Origin of the sequence: Pseudonocardia xinjiangensis (assembly GCF_050948425.1) — a bacterium.
GTDB classification, from domain to species: Bacteria; Actinomycetota; Actinomycetes; order Mycobacteriales; family Pseudonocardiaceae; genus Pseudonocardia; species Pseudonocardia xinjiangensis.
Map to the genome: position 1 here is coordinate 1,390,443 of NZ_CP192009.1, position 21,899 is coordinate 1,412,341.

A 21,899-nucleotide genomic window follows, 5' to 3' on the forward strand; every position below is an offset into this window, starting at 1 on the left:
CGCCGCTGAGGCGGGCGTGGCGGTACTGCTCACCCTGACCGTGCTCCGCTCCGGCGCACGACCACGGTGCGCTCACCCGGCCTGACGCGGGTCGGCCAGGGTGGCCGTGAAGAGCCACAGCCGTAACGGATCGGTCTCTCGGGGCTCGAACAGCGCAGGTACCGGGCGCCCCAGTTCGGCGAGCTCGTCGAGGAAGTCGCGCCGGCGGCCCGACCAGCCATGACCGGCCAGCCACGTCTCGGGTTCCACTGACGGACCGCCCCGGTCGTTGCCGGCGAATATCTCGGCGACGGCGCGGTCGGCGTCATCCGAGCTCGGCACGTCGTCCACCCGGGTACGCCGGTTCAGGAACTCACCGGCAAGAGCGCTGCCCGGAGCCGACAGGGTGGTGATCCGGGCCAGCAGGGCGTCGGCCTCCGGAGGCGTCAGGTACATCAGCAAGCCCTCGGCCAGCCACGCGGTCGGGCGCCCGGCGTCGAAACCCTCGGCCGTGAGCGCACTCGCCCAGTCCTCCCGCAGGTCGATCCCGACGGGAACCCGCGTGGCTGCGCTCTCCAGCTCGTGGCGGACCAGGACAGCGGCCTTGAAGTCGAGCAAGTCGGGTGTGTCCAGCTCGAAGAACGAGGTTCCGGGGGCCACCGGGAGACGGTACGCGCGGGAGTCGAGTCCTGCGCCGAGCACGACGACCTGGCGGCATCCGGCGGCGACGGCCTCGACGACGAAGCTGTCGTAGAACGGCGTCCGGCCGGCGAAGTAGGAGTACAGGCTCTCCCACAGCTGCGACGAGCCGTCGTCCCGTGCGGGTCCGAGTCGCGGAAGCGCTGTGCCCGCCTCCGTGGGCACACCGAGCGCGGCGGCCACGAAGAGCTCCGCCACCGGGTCGGTGAACAACGGGTCGCTCCGACGCGACTCCTGCGCTCGCGCATAGGACGTGATCAGTGCGGTGGTACCGACTCCGTCCGGAGGGCGCAGGTCGGGCGGATGATCAGAATTCACCCGTTCACGGTAGGTCCGGGGTCCGGGCAGGTGATGACGGAGGGCCCCACCGTGCCGGCCGCTCCGGCCCGAGCGTCACATGATCAGGGCCCCGGGGCGACGGCGGCCGAACTGCTGCGCTGAGGCGTCCGATCCGTTCCGGGATCGTTCCGCTGCGGGACGGTCCCGGAGCAGAACGTCTTCTACGATGGCTGTCATGGCCCAGCGCAGCAACGACGAGATCCGCGGTGATCTGAGCTACCTGTTCGACAAGGCGAGCCAGGCGCTCGCGGCACGGATGGGCGCCGCGCTCGCCGACCTCGACATCACCCCGCGGAGCTACTGCGTGCTGACCAAGGCGACGCCGGGTGAGCTGACCCAGGGCGAGCTGGCGGAGCTGGCGCTGCTGGACAAGACCACCATGGTCGTCACCCTCGATCACCTGGAGAACGTCGGGCTGGCCCGGCGCACGCCGTCCCCCACGGACCGCAGGGCACGGATCGTGCAGACCACCGACGAGGGCAGGCAGGTGGTCGACAAGGCACGCACGGTCATCGACGGCGTCTACGACGAGGTGCTCGGGGTCCTGCCCGACGCCCAGCGCGCGGCGCTGCTCGACGCGCTGGTCGCGCTGGTCGGAGCGGGCGGCCCGCTGTCGGAGGTGGAGCCCGTCCTGAACGCCCCGCGCCGGCGGTCCCAGAAGTCGTCCCGGACGGCCTGATCTCGAACCAGATCGTCTAGAAGAAAACTATCTGTTACGGTCCCTCCTGTCCGCCAACAGGAGGTCCCGCCATGACGTCGACCGGCACCCGTCCGGCCACCCGCCCCGCCCCGTCCCGATGGGCCGCGCTCACCGTGCTCTGTGCGGGCATGCTCATGATCATTCTCGACGGCACGATCATCAGCGTGGCGCTGCCGGCGTTGCAGACCGACCTCGGCTTCACCGCTGCCGGACTCGCGTGGACCGTCAACGCCTACCTCGTCCCGCTCGGCGGCCTGCTCCTGCTCGCCGGGAGGCTCGGCGACCTCCTGGGCAGGCGACGCATGCTGGTGGCGGGCCTCGCGCTCTTCGTCGTGGCCTCGCTGCTCTGCGGGCTCGCCACCGGCGCCGGGATGCTGGTGGTGGCCCGGTTCCTGCAGGGGGTGGCCGCGGCGATGGCGTCGGCCGTGGTCCTCGGCATGATCGTCGGGCTCTTCCCCGAGCCGAAGGAGCGGGCGCGGGCGATGGGCGTCTACGCGTTCGTCGGCGCGGCCGGCGCGTCGCTCGGGCTGCTGCTCGGCGGGGTGCTCACCGAGACCGTCGGCTGGCGCTGGATCTTCCTCGTCAACGTCCCGATCGGCGTGGCGGCGGTGCTGCTCTCCCTGCGGGTGATCGAGCGTGACACGCCGCTGCGGGGTGGCCTGCGGGGAGCCGACGTGCTCGGCGGCGGACTCGTCACGGCAGGTCTGATGCTCGCGGTGTTCACGATCGTCGACAGCTCGGGGACCGGGAGCCAGCTCGGCCTCGGTGCGCTCGCGGTGGCGCTGCTCGCCGGGTTCGTGGTGCGCCAGCGGTACGCCGCGGAGCCGCTCGTGCGGCTGGGCATCTTCGGCTCGCGGGCGGTGTCGGGCGGCAACCTCGTGCAGTTGCTCATGGTGGCCGGGATGCTGGGGTTCCAGTTCACCGCGGCGCTGCACCTGCAGCGGGCGCTGGGCTACGCGCCCGCGCAGACCGGGCTCGCGCTCCTGCCCATCGCGGTGACGATCGCCGTCGTCTCGCTGAGCGTGTCGGGGCGGCTGATCGCCCGGTTCGGGCCGCGGCCCGTGCTCCTGGTCGGCGAGGTGCTCCTCGTGGCGGGCCTGCTGCTCCTGACCCGTCCGTCGACCGGCAGCTACGTGATGGACGTGCTGCCGTCGATGCTGGTGCTCGGCCTCGGAGCCGGGCTCGCGCTACCGGCGGTGACCACGGTGATGATGTCCGACGCCACGCCGGCCGACGCCGGGCTGGCGTCCGGGCTCGCGAACACCAGCCAGCAGGTGGGCGGCGCGCTGGGGATCGCGGTGCTGGCCGCCATCGCGACCGCCCGGACCGATGCCGCCACGGCGGCGGGCGTGCCCCTGCGGGAGGCGGTCGCCGGCGGCTATCACCTGGCCTTCGGCACCGCCGCCGCCGCGGTGGGGGTGGCGGCGCTGCTCACCCTGACCGTGCTGCGCCCCCGCGCCTGATCCGGGCTGGCATAGGGTCGGACCGTGCTCGATGACGACCAGCCGGCCACGGGACCCCTGGCCGGGGTGGTCGTCGCCGACTTCTCCCGGATCCTGGCCGGCCCCTACGCCACGATGCTGCTCGCCGACCTCGGCGCCATGGTGATCAAGGTGGAAGGCCCCGGCACCGGCGACGACACGCGCACCTGGGTGCCGCCCCGGTCCGAGGACGGCACGGCCACCTACTACCTGGCGATCAACCGGGGCAAGCGCTCCATCGTGCTCGACCTCGCCGATCCCGGCGACCTCGAGGTCGCTCAGCGCCTCGCCGCACGCGCCGACGTGATGATCGAGAACTTCAAGCCGGGCGGCCTGGCGCGGTTCGGCCTCGACCACGCCACCGTCGCGGCGGGGAACCCGCGCATCGTCTACTGCTCGATCTCCGGTTTCGGCACGGCGGCCGGCGCCGCGCTGCCCGGCTACGACCTGCTGGTGCAGGCGACGTCGGGCCTGATGAGCGTCACGGGTGCGGCCGACGGGCCGCCGTACCGGGCCGGGGTCGCCGTGTTCGACGTGATCACCGGCCTGCACGCCGCCGTCGCGATCCTGGCGGCGCTGCAGCACCGCGAGCGCACGGGCGAGGGCCAGAAAGTGGAGACGAACCTGCTCTCCGCGGCGCTGTCGGGCCTGGTCAACCAGACGTCAGCGGTACTGACCGGCGGTGTCGTCCCCGGGCGCCTCGGCAACGCGCACCTGAGCCTGTTCCCCTACGAGCCGCTCCCCACCGGCGACGGCGAGCTGATCGTCATCGCGGCCAACGACGGCCAGTTCCGCCGCCTCGCCACCGCGATCGGCGCCCCCGAACTGCTCGCCGACCCGCGCTTCGGGTCGATGGGCGACCGCAACGCCCACCGCGACGAGCTGCGGACGCTGCTCCTGGCCCGGCTCGCGACGAAGTCGGCGCAGGAGTGGTTCGACATCCTCGCGCCCGCGGGGGTTCCGTGCGGCCCGATCAACACGATCGACGAGGGGCTGGCGCTCGCCGAACGGCTCGGGCTGGACCCGGTGGTGACGCCCGGCGGGGTGGCGAGTGTCCGCAACCCGGTGACGTACTCCGCCACACCGCCGTCCTACCGGAGGCCGCCGCCCGCGCTGGGAGCCGACGGTGCGGAGATCCGCGCCTGGCTCGACGACGAACGCTGAGCTGCCGGCACCCCCCATGACAACGGCGCTCCCGTCCACCGGAGTGGACGGGAGCGCCGTGGCGTCCCCCCGAGATGGATCAGTTGCCGAACGGGCTGCTGTCGCTGCCGCCGCCGTTGTCGCCGCCGCCGTTGCCGTTGTCGCCGCCGCCACCGTTCCCGTTGCCGCCGCCGTTGCCGCCCCCGCCGAAGCCGTTGCCGCCCCCGAACGGGTTCTGGCCGCCGAACGGGTTGTTGCCACCCTGGCTCTGGCCCCCGCCTGCGGTGGTGGCCGCCTTGTCGGGCTGGCTGCCCAGCGTCACGTTGACCGTGCGGGTGGCGCCCCCGTCGGCCCCCTGCACCGTCAGTGCCACCTGCTGGCCCGGGGCGTTGGCGCCGATCCGGGCGATGAGGTCGGCGAAGTTCTGCACCGGAGCGGTACCGACCTTGGTGACGACGTCACCCGCGGCGAGCCCGGCCTGCGCGGCGGGCGAACCGGGCTGCACAGCGGCGATCGGAGCGCCGCCGCCCGTGCCTCCGGAGGACGAGGCGTTGCCCTGCACACCGAGCACCGGCTTGGTGGCGGTGCCGCTGTTGATGAGCTCCTGCGCCACCCGCTTGGCCTGGTCGATCGGGATCGAGAAGCCGAGCCCGACGCTGCCGTCGCTCTGCCCGCCGCCCGTCGCGATCGCGGAGTTGATGCCGATGACCTGGCCGTCGAGGTTGACGAGCGGGCCGCCCGAGTTGCCCGGGTTGATCGGTGCGTCGGTCTGCAGGCCGTTGTAGACCACGCTGGAGCCGTCCTCGCCCTGCACCTGGACGGTGCGGTCGAAGGCGCTGACGATGCCGGTGGTGACGGTGCCGGTCAGGCCCTGCGGGGATCCGATCGCGACCACCTGCTGGCCCACCTGCAGGCTCGAGCTCTGGCCCAGCGTCGCCGGCGTGAGCCCGGACACGCCCTGGAGCTTGATCACCGCGAGGTCGTAGCTCGGCGAGGTGCCGACCACGGTCGCGGGGTGCTGGCTGCCGTCGGCGAGGGTCACGACGATCTGGCCGGTGGAGCCCGCCACCACGTGGTTGTTGGTGAGGACGTCGCCGTCGGCGGTGAGGATCACGCCGCTGCCCTCCGCGGTGCCCTGCGCCAGGTTGACCCGGATGTCGACGGTGCTCGGCATGGCCTTCTGGGCGGCCGCCGCCACCGTGCCCGGCGTCGCGGTCGTGGATGCCGGGCTGGCGGGGGCGGAGGTGAGCATCGTCTGCACCGGCTGGTCGCCGAGCAGCGCGTAGGCCCCGCCGAAGGCGGCGCCGCCGCCGACCACGCCGGCGACCAGTGCGGCCGCCACGATGCCGGCCATGGTGCGCGGCCTGCGCTGCTTCCCGGGCGCCGGCGCGGCGGCCGGTGCTCCGTAGGGCGGGTAGCCGGCGTGGGACGGGTACGCGGCCGTGGAGTAGGGGTTGGCGCCGGGCGCCTCCGGTCCCATGGCGCCCGGTCCCATCGAGTTCGGGACCGTGTGCTCGTGCCCAGGGGCGTACGACGGAACGGGGTGCTGGTCGGTGCGGGGGCCATCGGTCGAGGCGCTCGCGTCCCGGCCCTGCTCCCTCTGCTCGTCGCTCATGGGACAGACGATCCGCTCGGAACCTGGGAACTGCCTGAGGAGTGCCTGGGAAACCGCACCTCTTTCCTGCCTGCAGATGCCCGGTGCTCTCACCTGCCTTTCAGCAGCTCGGCGGCCACCTCGGCCTGGGCGCGCCCGTCCCCCCAGACCGTGACCGACGGCGCCGGCGGCGTCCATCGGCCCGGAAATCCGACATTCACGACCACCGCGTCGGGGCGCGCGGTGCGTACCGTGTCGAGCTCCGGGGTCGGGCCGGTCGCCACGACGACGAGCGGGCGCCCGGCATCGGGGAGTGCCCGCCCCGTCGTCACCTCCGGGTCGCGGCGGCGCAGGGCGGCCGGCAACAACGGCTCCCGGCGCAGGCCGGCGGCGACGTTCGCGGGGCCGGTGAGGTCGAGGACGTGGGGTCCCGGTCCGACCCGCACGTCCCCGGACACCTCCGCGACCCGGCGGACGACCTCGTGGCCCAGGTGCTCCGGGACGTCGCCGGCGAGTCCGGTGGCGCTCGGTGCCCGGCGCACCCAACCGGCCAGCTCGGCCACCCGCCGGCCGGCATCCGCCAGCCGGGCCCGGGGCAGGGTGCCGTCGGCCAGCGCGTCGAGCAGCGCGTGGCGCACCTCGAGGTAGCCGGCCTCGTCGTCGTAGCCGTTGGCCGGGTTGCCGATACACACGAGGTCGACGCCCGCAGCGACCGCCGCGACCGCACCCGGCCCGCGCCCGACGGTGCCGGCGATCGCCTGCATGTCGACGGCGTCGCTGATCACGACGCCGTCGAAGCCGAGGTCACGGCGCAACAGCTGCAGCAGCGGAGGGCTCATCGTCGCCGGCCGGTTGTCCAGCGGAGGGAACAGCACGTGCGCGGTGAGCACGCTGCGCACCCCGGCCTCGACCGCGGCGGCGAACGGGGGCAGGTCACGCGAGCGCAGGGTGGCGAGGTCGGCGTCGACCACGGGCATCGCCTTGTGCGAGTCGACCGTGGTGGAGCCGTGGCCGGGGAAGTGCTTCGCCGCCGCTGCCGTACCCGCGCCCTGCAACCCCCGCACGAACGCCGCGGTGTGGCGGGCCACGAGGTCCGGCGTGGCCCCGAAGGACCGGATGCCGATCACCGGGTTCTCCGGCTCGGCGTTGACGTCGGCCACCGGTGCGAGGGCGAGGTCGATCCCAGCGGCGCGGCACTGCGCACCCATCGCGGCGGCCACCGCCTGCGTGGTGGCGGGGTCGTCGAGCCGGCCCAGCGCCGCGGCGCCGGGCCACGACGAGCCGGTGCGGTGCTCGAGCCGGGTGACCGAGCCGCCCTCCTCGTCACCGGCCACGAGGAACCCCGGGCGGCGTCCGTGCAGCGTCCGTGTCAGTGCCGGGAAGTCCGTGCCCACGTTCGCCGCGAACACGCACACCCCGGCGAGCCCGTCGTCGACCGCGCGGGCGAGCCAGTCCGGCACGGTCGTACCGGTGAAACCGGGCAGCAGTACCGCGTCGACCAGCCGCCGGTCTGTGCTCACCCCTTCACCGCCCCGGCCACGAGCCCGTCGGTCAGCCGCTTCTGGGCGATCACGAAGAACACCATCACCGGGATCGTGATCAACGTCGACCCCGCCATCAGCGCGCCCCAGTCGGTGCCGTACTGCCCGAAGAAGCGGCGCAGCCCGACGGCGACGGTGTAGTTGTCCTGGTCGGCCATGAAGGTCAGCGCGAAGATGAACTCGTTCCACGCGGTGATGAAGGAGAACACGCTCGTCGCCACCAGCCCCGGGGCCACGAGCGGCAGCAGCACCGACCAGAACATGCGCCCCCACGACGCGCCGTCGAGGTAGGCGGCCTCCTCCAGCTCGACGGGCACCGCGGCGACGAACCCGCGCAGCGTCCAGATCGCGAACGGCAGCGAGAACGCCAGGTAGACGACGACGAGCCCGACCAGGCTGTCGAGCACCCCGAGGCTTCTGGCCTGGATGAACAGCGGGATGACCAGCGCCTCCACCGGCACCATCTGGATGATCAGGATCATCACCAGCACCGAGGTGCGGAACCGGAAGCGGAAGCGGGCCACGGCGACGGCCGCCAGCAACGCGAGCAGGGCGCCGGCGAGCACCGTGCCGAGCGCGACGAGCAGCGAGTTGGTGAGGTAGCGGCCGAACCCGCCCTCCCCGATGACGAAGGCGAAGTTGTCGAGCGTCCAGTCCTCGGGCCACAGCGACCGCGACCCGGCGTTCGCGCGCCCGTTGAAGGCCGTGGACACCATGAGCCACACCGGGAAGAGCGTGAAGACGAGCACCACGCCCACCCCGAGCCCGAGCAACGCGCGGCTGCCGAGGCTGCGGCGGTGGTCCCGGGGGTTCAGGAAAGCCACTTTCCTGCCCGGAGAGGGCCTGAAAGTGGCTTTCCTGAACCCGGTGGGGGCCGCGGGGGGCGTCATAGTTCGTCCTCCTTGAACAGCAGGCGCAGGTAGGCCACCGTGATCAGCAGGAGCAGCACCGTGAGCAGTACCGCGATCGCCGCGCCGAGCCCGTAGCGGTTCTGGGCGAACGACTCCACGTAGGACCAGGTGCCCAGGTTGAGGACGCCCCGGTTGACGCCGTCACCGCCCGGCATCAGGTAGATCTGGGTGAACACCTTGAAGTCCCAGATCGTGGACAGCACCGTCACCACGGCGAAGACCGGCCGCAGCATCGGGAAGGTGACCGACCAGAACCGCCGCCACGCCCCGGCGCCGTCGACGATCGCCGCCTCCGTGATCTCCTGCGGCACGGTGAGCAGCCCGGCGAGCACGGTGAGCGCCACGAACGGGAAGCCGTGGTGCACCACGTTCAGGGTGGCCACGCCGTAGAAGGAGACGCGCGACGCGAACGGGTTGGCAGTGGCCGCGTCGGTGAGCCCGAGGGCGTCGAGGGCCTGGACGGCCAGACCGTCGCCTGGGGAGAACAGGAAGACCCACACGTAGGTGCCGGTGACCGCCGGGATCGCCCACGCCAGCATGATCGCCGTGGTGACGATGCCCCGGGTGACGGGCTGCAGGCGGACCAGCAGCAGGGCCACGAGCGTGCCGACCACCACCGTCAGCGCCACCGCGACCACGGCGAACACCACCGTGTTGGGCAGCACCGTGCGCCACAGGTCGGCGTTGCCGAGCAGCTCGACGTAGTTGTCGAGGCCCACCCAGTTGGTGCGGCCCGAGACGAGCTGGCGCAGCCCGAAGTCCTGCAGCGAGATCGCCACGACCCGGACCAGCGGGTACAGCAGCAGCCCGCCCATCACGAGCAGCGCGGGTGCGAGCAGCAGCCAGGGCCGGAGGGCCCTGGTGCCGCCGCGGCGGGAGCGTCCGGGACGCGGGCCGGCGGTGGCCGCCCCGCGTCCCGGACGGGTGCGCTCCCGGAGCGTCGTCACGACGTCGGTCACGCGCCGCCGGCGAAGATCTGGTTCATCTCCGCGACGGCGGTGGAGGTGGCCTGGTCGACTGGCGTGCCGCCCAGGATCGCGCTCATCATGGCCGGGATCGTCTTCTTGCCCTGGACCTGCCCGTAGAGCGGCGTCACCGGCACGCTGCGACCGGCGTCGACCATCTGCTTCGCGAACGGGGCGACGAGCGGGTCGGACGACTGCGCGGCCTGCTGCAGCAGTGCCGTGGTGCCGGGGAAGAAGCTCGACTCCGAACCCCACTTCGCCGCGAAGTCACCGGTGCTCATCAGCTGCACCAGCTGCCAGGCGAGATCCTGGTTCGGGCTGCCCTCGAAGATCGACAGGTGCGAACCGCCGAGGAACGACGGCGACAGCCCACCGGTCGGGCCGGGGATCGGGAACGCACCGATCTTGCCCTGCAGGTCCGGCGCCGCCTCGAGGATCGCCTTCGGCGTCCAGCTACCCGAGATGATCATCGCCGACTGGCCCTTGCTGAACGAGTCCTGCAGGTCGGTCTCCTTCCACGTGGCTGCGGCGGGGGTGGAGAGTCCGTGCTTCAGTGCCAGGTCGGCGTAGAACTGGATGCCCTGGCGGGCCTGCGGCGAGTCGAGGGCGCTCGTCCAGGTGCCGCCGTTCTGGGCGGCGATCTCGCCGCCCGCCCCCCAGACGAAGGGGTAGACGCCGTACTCGTTGTCGCCCGCGATCGGGAACGGGATCAGGTCGGGACGCGCGGCCTTGATCTTCTCGCCCGCCGCGGCGAGCTCCTCCCACGTGGTGGGCGGGGTGACGCCGGCCTCGGCGAAGACGTCCGTGCGGTAGACGATCGAGCGGACCCCGGCGTACCAGGGCATGCCGTAGAGGGCGTCACCGACGGTGCCGGCTTCCGTCAGGCCGGTGACCAGCCCGTTCGCGAGGCCTGCCTCCTGCACGCGCGGGGCGAGGTCGGCCAGTGCGCCCGCCTCGCCGAACTCGCCGGTCCAGGTGGTGCCCACCTCGGCCACGTCGGGTGTGGTGCCGCCCGCGATCGAGGTGACGAACTTGTCGTGCGCCGACGCCCACGGCACGAACTGCACGTCGAGGGTGGCGCCGGTCTGGTTGCGGAAGGCGGTGGAGAGCTCGTCGAAGAAGGGGCGGGCGTCCGGGTTGGTGCCCTCCATGATCCAGACCGTCAGGGCCCGGTCGCCACCGCTGTCCCCGCTGCCCCCCGCCTCACCGGCACCGGGGCCGCCGCAGCCGGCAACCGCCAGCGCCGAGACGGCGAGGAGGGTGGCGGCGGTGCGCCGCGCCCCTCGGGATGTCGACCACATGTGGTTCCCCTTCCGACGGGCGCGGCAGAGCAGACCGCTCATTGAGACCAGAGGTCTAAATGTCCGAAACTGTAGCGCTCGTCACCATGGCGGCGTCAAGAGCGCGTGTCCGAATCGAGAGACGGGATCAGGACGGGAAGATGTCGACCATGATCCGGTAGCGGTCGCCGCGGTAGATCGACCGGACGAACTCGGCGACCCGGCCGCCGTGCACGCGGCAGGTGCGTTCGAAGCAGAAGGCAGGCGAGCCCGGCGGGACGCCGAGCGCGTCGGCGTCCTCCGCGCCGGCCAGCGCCGCCTCGGCGGTCTGGGTGCCGGAGGCGATGCGGTGCCCGTACCGCTCGGCCAGCAGTTCGTAGTAGGACCGGTTCTCGAGCTCGGCACCCGTCAGTCCGGGCACCAGGTCGCCCGGGACGTGCAGGTCCTCCACGGCCATCGGTTCGCCGTCGGCGAGGCGCAGCCTGCGGACGTGCAGCACCGGAGTGCTCGGGGGCACCTCCAGCAGTGCGGCCAGCATGACGCCTGCCGGCGCCCGGCTGCTCGAGAGCGTGCGGCTACCGGGGCGCAGCCCGCGGGCGCGCATGTCGGCGGAGAACGAGTTGGCCGAGAGCCGGTGGGCCACCTTCGCGGGAGCGACGAACGTGCCGGCTCCCTGCCTCCTGACCAGCAGTGAGTCGGCCACCATCCCGTCGACGGCGCGGCGCAGGGTCATCCGGGCGACGCCGAGGTCGCGCGCCAGGTCGCGCTCGGCGGGGAGCGGTTCGCCCGGCGCCATGGCGGAGATCAGCTCGCCGAGGCGCGCGCGCAGGCGTCGCTGCTTGTCGGTCTCGCCGGGCGGCGCGCTCATAGCCCATTGGTACACCAGTGCGCAGGTCCTTGGGGAACGTGCCGCCCGTCCGGTTGACGCCGAGCCCGTGTCAGGGAGATCCTGACACGGTGGACGACTGGGTGGACACGGCTCTGACGGCGGACGTCGCGGCGGCCGCAGCCGCGGTGCAGGTCGCGGCGGTGACCGAAGCCGGCCGGCAGGCCGACGCGCTGCTCGGCGAGCCTCCGGTTCCGGGCAGCGTGGAATGGCACGCGGAGGAGGGCACCGACGTGCCGGTGCGCCGCGAGCGGGCGTGGCAGCTGCTGCAGCTGCGCATCGGGCTCGGGGCCGGGATGGACCCGCTGCCCGTGCTGATCGGCCTGCGGCGCCACGGCTCCACGTGGGAGGAGATCGCCCGCGCCGCCGGGATCACCCGGCAGACCGCGCACGAGCGCTGGGCGGCCCGGGTGGCCGCGGTGCTCGAACGGCCCTGACTCCCGCTGCTGTTCCGGCGCCGGTCGCCGCCCGCCGCGGGGGAGGCGGTGCCGGACACAGTTCGTCACGATGGGGTTGAACGCCCAGGATCCCTTACGTACCGTCCTGATCGCGAAGATCGATGGGGGGTCACGTGAGCTCGTTCTACCGGGCGACGGGCTGCTCCCACCGCCTGCACGTCGATCTGCTGCGCGTCGCGAGCGCCTCCTGTCAGGGATAACGCCTCCCCGTTCCCTCCCCTGAACAGTCGCGGCCCCGGCCGCGGGAAGTGGCGCACCCCCATGTCCACATCGGACAGAAGTCTCCCTGTCATGCGTGCGGTCTCCCGATCCGCTCGCCGGCGCGGGATCGTCCTGGCCGCGCTCGGCGCTGTCACCGCGCTCGTGCTGGCCGCATGCGGTTCCGGTGGCGCGGGCGCAGGCGGCGCCGACCAGGCCGCGGCCGGCCCGCCGCAGCCCGGCGGCACCCTGCGCTTCGCGGTCGGCAGCGACCAGGGCTGTGTCGACCCGCAGCAGGTCACCAGCAACGACTCGGTCTACTCGCTGCGCCAGATCGTCGACTCGCTCACCGACCAGGATCCCGCCACCGGCGAGATCAAGCCGTGGCTGGCCACCGGCTGGCAGGTCAGCCCCGACGCCACGGCCTACACGTTCACCCTGCGCCAGGGCGTCACCTTCAGCGACGGCACGCCGCTCGACGCGGACGCCGTGAAGGCCAACTTCGACAAGGTCCAGCAGCTGGGCGCGCGCGCCACACTGGCCAAGGGCTACCTGGCGAGCTACCAGGGCACCACCGTGACGAGCCCGACGACGTTCACCGTGACCTTCAGCAAGCCGAACGTGCAGTTCCTGCAGGGCTCCTCCACGTTCAGCCTCGGCATCCTCTCGCCGGCCTCGGTCGCGAAGACCGACGACGAGCGCTGCGCTGGGGTGATCGGCTCGGGCCCGTTCGTGATCGAGAGCTACACGCTGAACCAGTCGACGGTCCTCACCAAACGGACGGGGTACGGCTGGGGGTCCTCGCTGTGGACGCACCCCGGCGAGGCCTACCTCGACCGGATCGAGTTCCGCGTGGTCCCCGAGTCGGGGGTGCGGACCGGCAGCCTGCAGTCCGGCGAGGTCGACGCGATCGGCAGCATCGGCCCGCAGGACGAGGCCCCGCTGACCGCCGTCGGCGTCCAGCTGCTCGCGAGGGCCAACCCCGGCGTCCCGTTCGGCGTCAACTTCAACCTGCAGAAGCCGATCGTGTCGGACCCGAGCGTGCGCAGTGCGCTCTCGCTGGCGATCGACCGCCCGGAGGTGGTCAGCGCGGTCTTCACCTCCCAGACCAGACCGGCCACCGGCGTACTCGCGTCGAGCACGCCGTCCTACGCCGACGCGTCGGCGCAGCTCACGTTCGACGCGGCGAAGGCGGGTTCCACACTCGACGCGGACGGCTGGGCGCCCGGCCCGGACGGCATCCGGGTCAAGGACGGGCAGCCGCTCATGATCGAGCTGACGTTCTTCTCCAACGCCGCGACGAACAAGCCGGCGCTGGAGCTCATCCAGCAGCAGGTCAGGAAGGTCGGGATCGACCTGCAGCTGCGGGAACGGCCGATCTCCGACGCCACACCGGTGCAGCAGAGCGGCGACTTCGTCGCCACCTGGGGGAATCTCACCCGCGCCGACCCGGACATCCTGCGCACCCAGTACTCCACCGCGGGCAACAACTACTTCCGGCTGCCGCCCGGCCCCCTGGACCAGCTCCTCGCCGACCAGGCGGCCGAGCCCGACCAGGCCAAGCGCACCGCGATCGTCGGCCAGGCCCAGGCACTGCTGTTGCAGAACACCTACACGGTGCCGGTGGTGGAGCTGACCACGGTGCTCGGCGTCGCATCGAACACCCACGACGTCCGGTTCGACGCGTCGTCGCGGATCTTCCTGCACGACGCCTGGAAGTCGGAGTAGCGGATGGTCGGCTACCTCGTCCGACGTGTCGCGCTCGCGATCGGGGTGCTGTGGGCGGCGTTCACGGTCTCGTTCGTCGTGCTCTACCTGCTGCCCGGCGACCCGGTGGCCACCATGGCCGGGGGTGGGCTCGACGGTGAGCCGCTCAGCCCCGCGGCGCTCGACGCGCTGCGCGCCCGCTACGGCCTCGACCAGCCGGTGATCGTGCAGTACGGCACGCGGTTGTGGGCCGCCCTGCACGGCGACTTCGGCACCTCCATCCAGAGCGGGCAGGACGTCGGCGCGGCGATCCGGGAGGCACTGCCGCCGACCATCCAGATCTCGGTGGCCGGGCTGGCCTTCGCCGTCGTGTTCGGGTCCGTCGTGGCGCTGGTCGCGACCTACACGTCCGTGCGCTGGCTGCGGCAGGTGCTGATGGCGCTGCCGTCTCTCGCGGTGTCGCTGCCCGTCTTCTGGGTGGGGCTGATGCTGGTGCAGCTGTTCTCGTTCCGGCTCGGGCTGCTGCCCTCGGTCGGGGCGAAGGGCCCGGAGTCGCTGGTGCTGCCGGCGATCACCCTCGGGCTGCCCACGGGCGCGCTCGTGGCGCAGGTGCTCGCGAAGAGCCTGTCCATCGTGCTCGACGAGCCCTACGTCGTCACGGCGCGGGCCAAGGGCGCCGGGCGGGTCGCGATCCACCTGCGGCACGCCCTGCGCAACGCCGCCCTGCCTGCGCTGACCGTCCTCGGTTACGTGGTGGGCAACCTGCTGGCTGGCTCGGTGGTGGTCGAGACGGTGTTCACCCGCCCGGGGCTGGGCCGCCTGACCGTGGCGGCCGTGAGTGTCCAGGACATCCCGCTGGTGCAGGGGATCGTCGTCTTCGCGGCCGCGGTGTTCGTGGCGGTCAACCTGCTCGTGGATCTCGTCTACCCGGTGCTCGACCCCAGGATCGCGACAGGAGCGGCGGTATGACCGAACTGCTGATCAGGGAGCCCATCGGGGACGTCCCGCCGGGCGCGGCCACCGCCCAGCCGGTGGCGTCGACGCCCCGGGAACGGGCGGCCCGCGCGCTGCGCTTCTTCGCGCGCAGGCCAGGACTGGTCGTGTCGATCGTGTTCGTGGCGATCGTGCTGGTCGCGGCGTTCGCGCCGGGGGTGCTGGCGGGCGGCGACCCGGCCGTGGGGGTGCCTGCCGACAAGCTCCAGGCGCCGAGCGCCGCCCACGTGTTCGGCACCGACTACCTGGGCCGGGACGTCTACACGAGGGTGGTGCACGGCGCCTCGCTCTCCCTGCAGGCCACGGTGATCGCGGTGGCGGTGGCCCTGGTGGTCGGGGGGCTCATCGGCCTGCTCGCCGGGTTCGTCGGCCGCTGGGTCGACGAGGGTCTCATGCGCCTCGTCGACGTGCTGATGGCGATCCCGGCGATCCTGCTGTCGCTCGCCCTGATCACGGCGCTGGGCTACGGGACGGTGAAGGTGGCGATCGCCGTGGGCGTCGCGAGCGTGGCGCACTTCGCCAGGGTGATGCGGGCGGAGACGCTGCGGATCCGGCAGTCGACCTACGTCGAGGCCGCCCGCTCGGTCGGGACGCGGTGGTACGTGACGCTGGCCCGGCACGTGCTGCCCAACGCCGCAGGCCCGGTGCTGGTGCTCGCGGTGCTGGAGTTCGGGCTCGCGATCCTCGCGGTCTCCTCGCTCAGCTTCCTCGGGTACGGGGCGGCCCCGCCTGCTCCGGAGTGGGGATCGCTCATCGCGGAGGGCCGCAACTACATCGCGGCGTCGTGGTGGCTCTGCGCGATGCCGGGGTTCGCCATCGCGGCGACGGTGCTGTCGGTCAACCGGATCTCCCGGGCACTGGACGGGGAGTGGGGTCGGGCGCGATGACCGGGACACCGGTGCCAGGTGAGCAGGGCGGTGAGCCCCTGCTGCGGGTGGAGGGTCTCGACGTCTCCTACCGGACGGTCGGCGGGTCGCTGCACGCCGTCCGCGGTGCGTCGTTGACGGTCGCGCCCGGCGAGGTGGTGGCGATCGTGGGGGAGTCGGGGTCGGGCAAGTCGACGCTGGCCCAGTCGGTGATCGGGCTGCTCCCGCCGAACGGCTCGGTCGACGCGGGGAGCATCCGGCTGGCCGGTGGCCACGGGCCGGCCGAGGAGCTCGCGGGCCTGCCGGAGAAGGCGTTCCGGTCGATCCGGGGGCGCCGGATCGGGCTCGTCCCGCAGGACCCGACGGTGTCGCTGAACCCGGTGCAGAAGATCGGCACGCAGGTGGCGGAGGCGCTGCGGGTGCACGGGCTGGCCGACCGGCGGCAGGCGGCGATCGACGCGGTGGAGCTCCTGGCCAGGGCCGGTCTGCCGGATCCGCGGGTGCGGGCGGGGCAGTATCCGCACGAGCTGTCCGGCGGCATGCGTCAGCGGGTGCTCATCGCGATCGCGGTCGCGGCGAACCCGGCGCTGCTGATCGCCGACGAGCCGACGAGCGCGCTCGACGCCACCGTGCAGCGCCACATCCTCGACCACCTCGAGCACCTGACCCGCGAGACGGGCACCGCTGTCCTGCTCATCACGCACGACCTGGGCGTGGCCGCCGACCGGGCGGACCGGATCCTGGTGATGTCGGGCGGGGAGATCGTCGAGGAGGGGCCGGTCGGCACCATCCTCGGCTCGCCCGCCGACCCGTACACCCGGACCCTGCTCGCGAGCGCGCCCGGGCTGCGGCGCTCCGGCGCGGAGACGCGCGCGCCCGTGCCGGTGGGTGAGCCGCTCGTCGAGGTGCGCAACCTGGTCAAGGACTTCCCCCTGCCCCGGGTGAACGGCAGGCGCGGCGTGCTCCGGGCCGTCGACGACGTCAGCTTCACCATCGGGCGCGGCGAGACGCTCGCGCTGGTGGGGGAGTCGGGGTCGGGCAAGTCCACGACGGCCCGGCTGGTGCTGCGGCTGGCCGACCCGACGGCGGGGCAGGTGCTCTTCGACGGCACGGACATCACCAGGGTGACGGGGAAGGACTGGCGGGCGCTGCGGCGCCGGGCACAGCTGGTCTACCAGAACCCCTACGCCTCGCTGGACCCGAAGTTCAGCGTGGAGGAGGTCGTCACCGAGCCGCTGCGCGCCTTCAGGGTGGGGTCGTCGGCGGAGCAGCGGCAGCGGGCCGCCGACCTGGTGCAGAAGGTGGCGCTGCCGGCGTCGGTGCTCGCGCGCCGGCCCGTGGAGCTCTCCGGCGGCCAGCGCCAGCGCGTCGCCATCGCGCGTGCACTGGCGCTGTCACCGGACCTCGTGGTCTGCGACGAGCCGGTGTCCGCGCTCGACGTCTCGGTGCAGGCGAAGGTGCTCGACCTGCTCGCCGAGCTCCAGGCCGAGGCCGGGCTCGCCTACCTGTTCATCTCCCACGATCTCGCGGTGGTGCGCAGGGTCGCGCACCGCGTGGGCGTGATGCGGGACGGCAGACTCTTGGAGCTGCGCCCGACCGACGAGCTGTTCGACGCCCCCGGGGAGGAGTACACCAGAGAACTGCTGGCCGCCATCGCCGGGCGGCGTCGCACCCCGGCGCCGGTGGTGGGCACTCCGTGAGGTTGCCCGCAGACTGCTTGCCGGTGAGCCGGGCAGTGGGTGGCTCGCCAGGTGCACGATGGAGTTGATCTGGCCGACACCGTCGTGGGCACGGGAACCGCCGGCTCGGCGCCGGCGCACACCTTTGCGGAGGTCTACGCGATGTTCCGGCCGATCTTCGGGCCGCGACGGAGGACGTTCGGTGCCCTCCTCGGCCTGGACCCCGTGGTCACGACACTGGAGGAATTCGTGGAGCGCAGCTCAGTCCCCAGCGGGAGCTCCCGGCAGGTGATCGACCGGACCCCCCCTGCGGCACCCGCCGACCGGAAGGCGCAGGTACCGGCATGAGGAACCGTTCCGTGCCGCTGTCGGTGCTCGACCTCGCGCCCGTGCCGGCAGGCGGCACCGCGGCCGATGCGATCCGCAACACGATCGACCTCGCCAGGGCCACCGAGCGCGCCGGGTACCGCCGCTACTGGGTGGCCGAGCACCACCTGGTCACGGGCGTGGCGTCGTCCTCGGCCCCCGTGCTGGTCGCGATGATCGCCGGTGCCACCGAGCGGATCCGGGTCGGGTCCGGCGCGGTGCTCATGCCCCCCGCGCTGCCGCTGGTCGCCGCCGAGCAGATGGGGGAGATCGCCGCGCTGCACCCGGGACGGATCGACCTCGGCCTCGGCCGCTCCGGCCCGGGGCGGCGCCGGTCGCTCTTCCGCCAGGACGGGCCCCCGGCCGCCGACGGCGATCCGCCGCCGCCCTCGGAGGACCGGGTCGTCGACGGCCTGCTGATCCCGGCCCGGCCCCAGGGCGGCGGCCTCCCGCCGCGGATCGCCGTGCTCGCCGAGCTCCTCGGCTTCGATCTGGCCGCCCAGCCGCCGGACTACGCGCAGCAGGTGGCCGACATCCTGTCCTACCTGGACGGCACGGCGATCGCGTCGGACGGTGCACCGCTGCACGTGGCGGCGGCCGACGGCGCGGACCTCGAGGTCTGGATACTCGCCTCCAGCGGGGGTGACAGCGCGCGCACGGCAGGTGTGGAGGCCCTCCCGCTCGCCGCCTCATACCACGTACTCCCGTCCGCCGTGCTGGACTCGATCGAGGCGTACCGGGCGGCGTTCCGTCCCGGGGTGGGTCCGCGGCGGCTGGCGCGGCCCTACGTCGCCGTCTCGGCCGACGTCGTCGTGGCCGACGACGACGCCACCGCCGAGGAGCTCGCCGCGCCGTACGCCCAGTGGGTGCTCGGCATCCGGACCGGCCGCGGCGCGGAACCGTACGTGACCCCGGAACAGGCGAGGGCCAGGACGTGGACGGACGCGGAGCGGGCCGTCGTGGCCGACCGGGTGTCCACGCAGATCGTCGGTTCGCCCGCCACGGTCGCCGGGAAGCTGGAGACGCTGGCGCGCGTCACGGGGGCCGACGAGCTCGTGGTGACGACGATCACCACCGAGCACGCCGACCGGGTGCGCAGCTACGAGCTGCTCGCGAAGGTCTGGAACGCAGGGTGAGCTGCGGTTCCGGCATGAACGGTGATCCTGCGACGTTGGAGTTCACATGACGAGCACCCTGTCCGACCTGGAGCACAGCTGGACCGAATGGCACAGCCTGCGCGAGGAGGAGCTACGCGCTCCGCACGGCTGGTTGAGCCTCACCGCGCTGCACTGGCTCACCCCGGAACCCGCGACGTTCGACGGGATCCCGGGCCTCTGGAGCGCCACCCCGGACGGCGTGGTGATCACCGCCACCGCGGCCGACGACCTCGTGGTCCGCACGGTCCGCGAGCCGCGCCGGATCGACGGGACCGTCACCCTGCACCCCGTGGACGGCCTTCCCGGCACGCTCGTGGAGATGGGCGGAGCGGTGATCGAGGTCGTCCGGCGCACCGACTCGCACGCGATCCGCGTGCGTGACCCCGAGGCCGTCACCCGCACCGCCTTCTCGGGTGTCCCGACCTTCCCGGTGGACGAGCGCTGGGTGCTTCACGCGCGGTTCGAGCCGTACCCGGAGCCGCGTGCGATCACGGTCGACGCCGTGGTGGAGGGCCTCAACCACTACCTGAGCGCGGTGGGTGAGGTGCGGTTCGAGCTCGACGGGCAGGAGCACCGTCTGGTCGCGACGGGGGGCAAGGCCGGTGGCCTGTCGCTGCACTTCCGTGACGCCACCTCCGGTGGCTCCACCTACCCGGGCGGCCGGATCGTGCGCACCGCCGACCCGGCGCCGGACGGCAGCCTGACCCTCGATCTCAACCGCGTGGTCAACCTGCCGTGCGCGTTCACCGACTTCGCCACCTGCCCGCTGCCGCCGGCCGGCAACGTGCTCCCCGTGGCCGTTGAGGCGGGGGAGCGGAACCCGTTGCGGCCGGACAGGGTCTAGACGTTCTAGACCGACCGACGCGCGTGGGTCGCCCGGCAGTGCCCCTCAGGGGCGCTGAGGGCGGCCCACAGCGGTCGGTGGCCCGGACGGGGGCCTAGCTGGACCACGCTCCGCCGGACATCGCCGCTGAGCGGGTGCGGAAGCCCGCGGTGCCGGCCACGATGTCCCGCCGGATCTCGGCCTTGGTGCGACCGGTGGTCGCGACGGTCGGGCCGAGCGCCCTGGCGATCTGCCGGAGCACCGGCACCGTGAACCGGCTGTCGTGGTGGTGCAGGTAGTCGTCCACCTCGCCCGGGGTACCGAGGCGGTTGATCTCGTCGACGTCGGCGGAGATGTCGACGTCGGGCCGCTGCCGGCGCGTGGGAGCGGTGGAACTCGTGGTGGCGGCGTGCGGTGCGCGGCGGAAGACGAGCTCGCCGCGCCCGGCGGCGAGATCGTCCAGCTGCTGCGGGGTGAGGGTCTTCACCATCTCCGTGGCCTGCTGGAGCGCGACGGTGAAGGAGGTCGATCCGGTCGTACCTGTCATGCAGCGCTCCCCTCGAGCCTGCCCGTGAGCTCGGAGACGAAGTCCCGCAGCTCGCGGGTCTGGGCGCGGCCGGTACCACCGAGGATCACCGGCACCCCGTGCTCGGGCGCCGGTCCGTAGACCGACTTGCTGTCCCGGATCGTGGTGGCGAAGGTCGGCACCTCCCGCGCCACGATCCGGCTGATGACGCTGCGCTGCGCCTCGATGGGAGCGCCGTCGTGGTTCTGGACCATGGTGAACACGACTGCGGCGGCCGGGCGCTGCACGGGGTGCTCCGGGGAGAACTCGTTGTACTCCTCGATGAAGGCCCTGATCTTCAGCCCGAGCGAGTCGATCCCGTTGGTCGACAGGTAGTCGGGCTTGGTGGGGATCAGCAGCAGGTCGCTCGCCGCCACGGCGTTCTTGGCGATGAGCCCGAAGTTCGGCGCGCAGTCGATGAGCACGGTGTCGTACTCGGCGAACGCCGGGTGGGCCAGCCCTTCCCGCAGCCGCCCGTGCAGCTCGGCGAAGCGCTTGGGCTCTCCCAGGAGCTCCGCCGCGAGTCCGGTCTCGACGTCGGAGAGGTCGCGGTGCGCGGCGATGAGGCCGAGCGTGCCGCGGCTACGGGCGAGCTTGTCGTGGACCCGTGGTGGCGCCGACACGAGCGGTGCCGGGTTCTGCATCGCCTCCGGCGTGCCGATGTCGTCGAACCAGTGCTTGATGGTTTTGCTCGGCAGCAGGTCGGCCGTCCACTCGCTCTGGGTGAAGAACGAGACGGTCAGGCTGGCCTGCGCATCGAGGTCGACGAGTAGCACCTTCTGGCCACGGGCCGCCAGCCCGGCGCCAAGGTTGGCGGTGAGAGTGGTCTTTCCCACTCCGCCTTTGTGGTTGATGATCGAAATGACCTTCACCGTTCTCCTCCCCGCATCACGCGGCGGGAACGATGCCATACCGCTCGAACCGCCCCGCCCTTAGGTCACTCCGTGTCGCGTCGCCCGTTCGGTGGGCGACGGCGCGATACTCCATACCGACCAGTCCGCTGGTCCGAGCGGAGGCTACGCCAGGAAGCGCGGCCGGGTTCCCGGTGCCAGTGGCCCGCGTTGGCGGGGAACGGGTGGCGCAGGAGACGTTCCCGATCGCCCCGGTGGCCGTCCCGCCGGGCCGGTCCCGGGTGGCCCGCTCCGCGCCGCCGCGAGCCGGGAAGAGCTCGGCACCGGCGTCGCCGTACGGGGCCGATGTCCTGGTGAGAGGCCGCCCGGGCCCGTGGGGGCGCGTCGGCCCGACCCACGTCGGAGAACGGGACCGACATCAGCAGCAGCCCGCCCGCGGGAGCGCAGGTTCAGCCGGCGGCCCCACGGGTCGGCGACGCTCCCCGCGACGCGCCGACCGTCGTCGCCCGGCTCGTCGGGGGCGGGAATCGGACAGGGAAAGCGCCCACCCCGAGGGGCGGCACCCATCGGCCCGCCCCGACGAGCTCGTCCCGCGCCACGCGTAGAGCCGGCTGGTTCGCGGATCCGCAGAACGGCCTCTGCGAAAAACCACCCGGTCGGATGATGGATGCGTCCATCTCGTGGGAACGTATACCCCATACAGGAGCCGGTTCGGCGG

General features: G+C 72.8%; 20 protein-coding genes. 11 read left to right on the top strand and 9 right to left on the bottom strand.

The genetic code is table 11. The features are described from left to right. Positions 1–72: 72 nt before the first annotated feature. Positions 73–996 carry an SAM-dependent methyltransferase gene (locus ACQPZA_RS06680; protein ID WP_433279313.1) on the bottom strand — a complete coding sequence of 308 codons (924 nt, stop codon included), beginning with the start codon at positions 994–996 and terminating at the stop codon, positions 73–75. A 196-nt stretch (positions 997–1,192) separates the two neighbouring features. On the opposite strand from ACQPZA_RS06680, the gene ACQPZA_RS06685 reads away from it, so the two are divergent. The 3 genes from ACQPZA_RS06685 to ACQPZA_RS06695 all read left to right on the top strand — a co-directional run bounded on the left by ACQPZA_RS06685 (position 1,193) and on the right by ACQPZA_RS06695 (position 4,362). Further along, positions 1,193–1,696, top strand: coding sequence for a MarR family winged helix-turn-helix transcriptional regulator (locus ACQPZA_RS06685; protein WP_169395052.1), 504 nt, complete (start codon positions 1,193–1,195; stop codon positions 1,694–1,696). A 71-nt stretch (positions 1,697–1,767) separates the two neighbouring features. Further along, the gene (locus tag ACQPZA_RS06690; protein WP_433279316.1) at positions 1,768–3,180 is read left to right on the top strand and encodes an MFS transporter; all 1,413 of its coding nucleotides are present in this window, start codon (positions 1,768–1,770) and stop codon (positions 3,178–3,180) included. Positions 3,181–3,204: 24 nt separating this feature from the next. Beyond that, positions 3,205–4,362: a CaiB/BaiF CoA transferase family protein gene (locus tag ACQPZA_RS06695; protein WP_433279318.1), complete on the top strand. Its 1,158-nt coding sequence runs from the start codon at positions 3,205–3,207 to the stop codon at positions 4,360–4,362. A 79-nt stretch (positions 4,363–4,441) separates the two neighbouring features. Here the strand turns inward: ACQPZA_RS06695 and ACQPZA_RS06700 are convergent, their stop codons facing one another. The 6 genes from ACQPZA_RS06700 to ACQPZA_RS06725 form a co-directional block, all read right to left on the bottom strand. After that, a complete protein-coding gene (locus tag ACQPZA_RS06700) occupies positions 4,442–5,956 on the bottom strand; it encodes a S1C family serine protease (RefSeq protein WP_433279320.1) in 1,515 nt (504 codons plus the stop codon). Positions 5,957–6,045: 89 nt separating this feature from the next. Next, positions 6,046–7,455, bottom strand: a complete 1,410-nt coding sequence (locus tag ACQPZA_RS06705; RefSeq protein WP_433279322.1) for a glycoside hydrolase family 3 protein — start codon at positions 7,453–7,455, stop codon at positions 6,046–6,048. Next, on the bottom strand, positions 7,452–8,249 hold the full coding sequence (locus ACQPZA_RS06710; RefSeq protein ID WP_433282698.1) for a carbohydrate ABC transporter permease: 798 nt from the start codon (positions 8,247–8,249) through the stop codon (positions 7,452–7,454). Before ACQPZA_RS06710 ends, ACQPZA_RS06705 begins: the two co-directional genes overlap by 4 nt. A 113-nt stretch (positions 8,250–8,362) precedes the next feature. Beyond that, complete coding sequence (locus ACQPZA_RS06715; protein ID WP_433279324.1) at positions 8,363–9,346, bottom strand: carbohydrate ABC transporter permease; 984 nt, start codon at positions 9,344–9,346, stop codon at positions 8,363–8,365. Further along, the gene (locus ACQPZA_RS06720; RefSeq protein WP_433279325.1) at positions 9,343–10,653 is read right to left on the bottom strand and encodes a sugar ABC transporter substrate-binding protein; all 1,311 of its coding nucleotides are present in this window, start codon (positions 10,651–10,653) and stop codon (positions 9,343–9,345) included. Before ACQPZA_RS06720 ends, ACQPZA_RS06715 begins: the two co-directional genes overlap by 4 nt. 127 nt (positions 10,654–10,780) lie before the next feature. Then, positions 10,781–11,500, bottom strand: a complete 720-nt coding sequence (locus ACQPZA_RS06725; protein ID WP_433279327.1) for a GntR family transcriptional regulator — start codon at positions 11,498–11,500, stop codon at positions 10,781–10,783. A gap of 89 nt (positions 11,501–11,589) precedes the next feature. On the opposite strand from ACQPZA_RS06725, the gene ACQPZA_RS06730 reads away from it, so the two are divergent. From ACQPZA_RS06730 to ACQPZA_RS06765, 8 genes are all read left to right on the top strand, one after another. Next, positions 11,590–11,955: a hypothetical protein gene (locus tag ACQPZA_RS06730; RefSeq protein WP_433279329.1), complete on the top strand. Its 366-nt coding sequence runs from the start codon at positions 11,590–11,592 to the stop codon at positions 11,953–11,955. 312 nt (positions 11,956–12,267) lie between these two features. Beyond that, positions 12,268–13,902, top strand: coding sequence for an ABC transporter substrate-binding protein (locus tag ACQPZA_RS06735; protein ID WP_433279331.1), 1,635 nt, complete (start codon positions 12,268–12,270; stop codon positions 13,900–13,902). A 3-nt stretch (positions 13,903–13,905) separates the two neighbouring features. Next, entirely contained in the window at positions 13,906–14,850 is a 945-nt protein-coding gene (locus tag ACQPZA_RS06740) for an ABC transporter permease (RefSeq protein WP_433279332.1), read from the top strand. Then, a complete protein-coding gene (locus tag ACQPZA_RS06745; protein ID WP_169395062.1) occupies positions 14,847–15,761 on the top strand; it encodes an ABC transporter permease in 915 nt (304 codons plus the stop codon). Before ACQPZA_RS06740 ends, ACQPZA_RS06745 begins: the two co-directional genes overlap by 4 nt. After that, entirely contained in the window at positions 15,758–17,440 is a 1,683-nt protein-coding gene (locus tag ACQPZA_RS06750) for a dipeptide ABC transporter ATP-binding protein (RefSeq protein ID WP_433279335.1), read from the top strand. The genes ACQPZA_RS06745 and ACQPZA_RS06750 overlap by 4 nt, the downstream gene beginning before the upstream one ends. Before the next feature lie 51 nt (positions 17,441–17,491). Beyond that, positions 17,492–17,767 carry a hypothetical protein gene (locus tag ACQPZA_RS06755; RefSeq protein ID WP_433279337.1) on the top strand — a complete coding sequence of 92 codons (276 nt, stop codon included), beginning with the start codon at positions 17,492–17,494 and terminating at the stop codon, positions 17,765–17,767. Then, positions 17,764–18,921 carry an LLM class flavin-dependent oxidoreductase gene (locus tag ACQPZA_RS06760; RefSeq protein ID WP_433279339.1) on the top strand — a complete coding sequence of 386 codons (1,158 nt, stop codon included), beginning with the start codon at positions 17,764–17,766 and terminating at the stop codon, positions 18,919–18,921. Before ACQPZA_RS06755 ends, ACQPZA_RS06760 begins: the two co-directional genes overlap by 4 nt. 46 nt (positions 18,922–18,967) lie before the next feature. Next, a complete protein-coding gene (locus ACQPZA_RS06765) occupies positions 18,968–19,786 on the top strand; it encodes a DUF1684 domain-containing protein (protein ID WP_433279341.1) in 819 nt (272 codons plus the stop codon). Between the two features lie 94 nt (positions 19,787–19,880). On the opposite strand, the gene ACQPZA_RS06770 is transcribed toward ACQPZA_RS06765, so the two are convergent. Both ACQPZA_RS06770 and ACQPZA_RS06775 read right to left on the bottom strand, forming a co-directional pair. Then, positions 19,881–20,312: a hypothetical protein gene (locus ACQPZA_RS06770; protein ID WP_169395067.1), complete on the bottom strand. Its 432-nt coding sequence runs from the start codon at positions 20,310–20,312 to the stop codon at positions 19,881–19,883. Next, positions 20,309–21,202 carry a ParA family protein gene (locus ACQPZA_RS06775; protein WP_169395068.1) on the bottom strand — a complete coding sequence of 298 codons (894 nt, stop codon included), beginning with the start codon at positions 21,200–21,202 and terminating at the stop codon, positions 20,309–20,311. The genes ACQPZA_RS06770 and ACQPZA_RS06775 overlap by 4 nt, the downstream gene beginning before the upstream one ends. Positions 21,203–21,899 lie beyond the last annotated feature (697 nt).

What these genes read in the sequence shown, in the direction of transcription:
- ACQPZA_RS06685 (WP_169395052.1), top strand. Translation starts at nt 1,193, where the DNA reads ATGGCCCAGCGCAGCAACGACGAGATCCGCGGTGATCTGAGCTACCTG.
- ACQPZA_RS06735 (WP_433279331.1), top strand. Translation starts at nt 12,268, where the DNA reads ATGCGTGCGGTCTCCCGATCCGCTCGCCGGCGCGGGATCGTCCTGGCC.
- ACQPZA_RS06740 (WP_433279332.1), top strand. Translation starts at nt 13,906, where the DNA reads ATGGTCGGCTACCTCGTCCGACGTGTCGCGCTCGCGATCGGGGTGCTG.
- ACQPZA_RS06765 (WP_433279341.1), top strand. Translation starts at nt 18,968, where the DNA reads ATGACGAGCACCCTGTCCGACCTGGAGCACAGCTGGACCGAATGGCAC.
- ACQPZA_RS06770 (WP_169395067.1), bottom strand. Translation starts at nt 20,312, where the DNA reads ATGACAGGTACGACCGGATCGACCTCCTTCACCGTCGCGCTCCAGCAG.
- ACQPZA_RS06750 (WP_433279335.1), top strand. Translation starts at nt 15,758, where the DNA reads ATGACCGGGACACCGGTGCCAGGTGAGCAGGGCGGTGAGCCCCTGCTG.
- ACQPZA_RS06725 (WP_433279327.1), bottom strand. Translation starts at nt 11,500, where the DNA reads ATGAGCGCGCCGCCCGGCGAGACCGACAAGCAGCGACGCCTGCGCGCG.
- ACQPZA_RS06760 (WP_433279339.1), top strand. Translation starts at nt 17,764, where the DNA reads ATGAGGAACCGTTCCGTGCCGCTGTCGGTGCTCGACCTCGCGCCCGTG.
- ACQPZA_RS06690 (WP_433279316.1), top strand. Translation starts at nt 1,768, where the DNA reads ATGACGTCGACCGGCACCCGTCCGGCCACCCGCCCCGCCCCGTCCCGA.
- ACQPZA_RS06720 (WP_433279325.1), bottom strand. Translation starts at nt 10,653, where the DNA reads ATGTGGTCGACATCCCGAGGGGCGCGGCGCACCGCCGCCACCCTCCTC.
- ACQPZA_RS06745 (WP_169395062.1), top strand. Translation starts at nt 14,847, where the DNA reads ATGACCGAACTGCTGATCAGGGAGCCCATCGGGGACGTCCCGCCGGGC.
- ACQPZA_RS06700 (WP_433279320.1), bottom strand. Translation starts at nt 5,956, where the DNA reads ATGAGCGACGAGCAGAGGGAGCAGGGCCGGGACGCGAGCGCCTCGACC.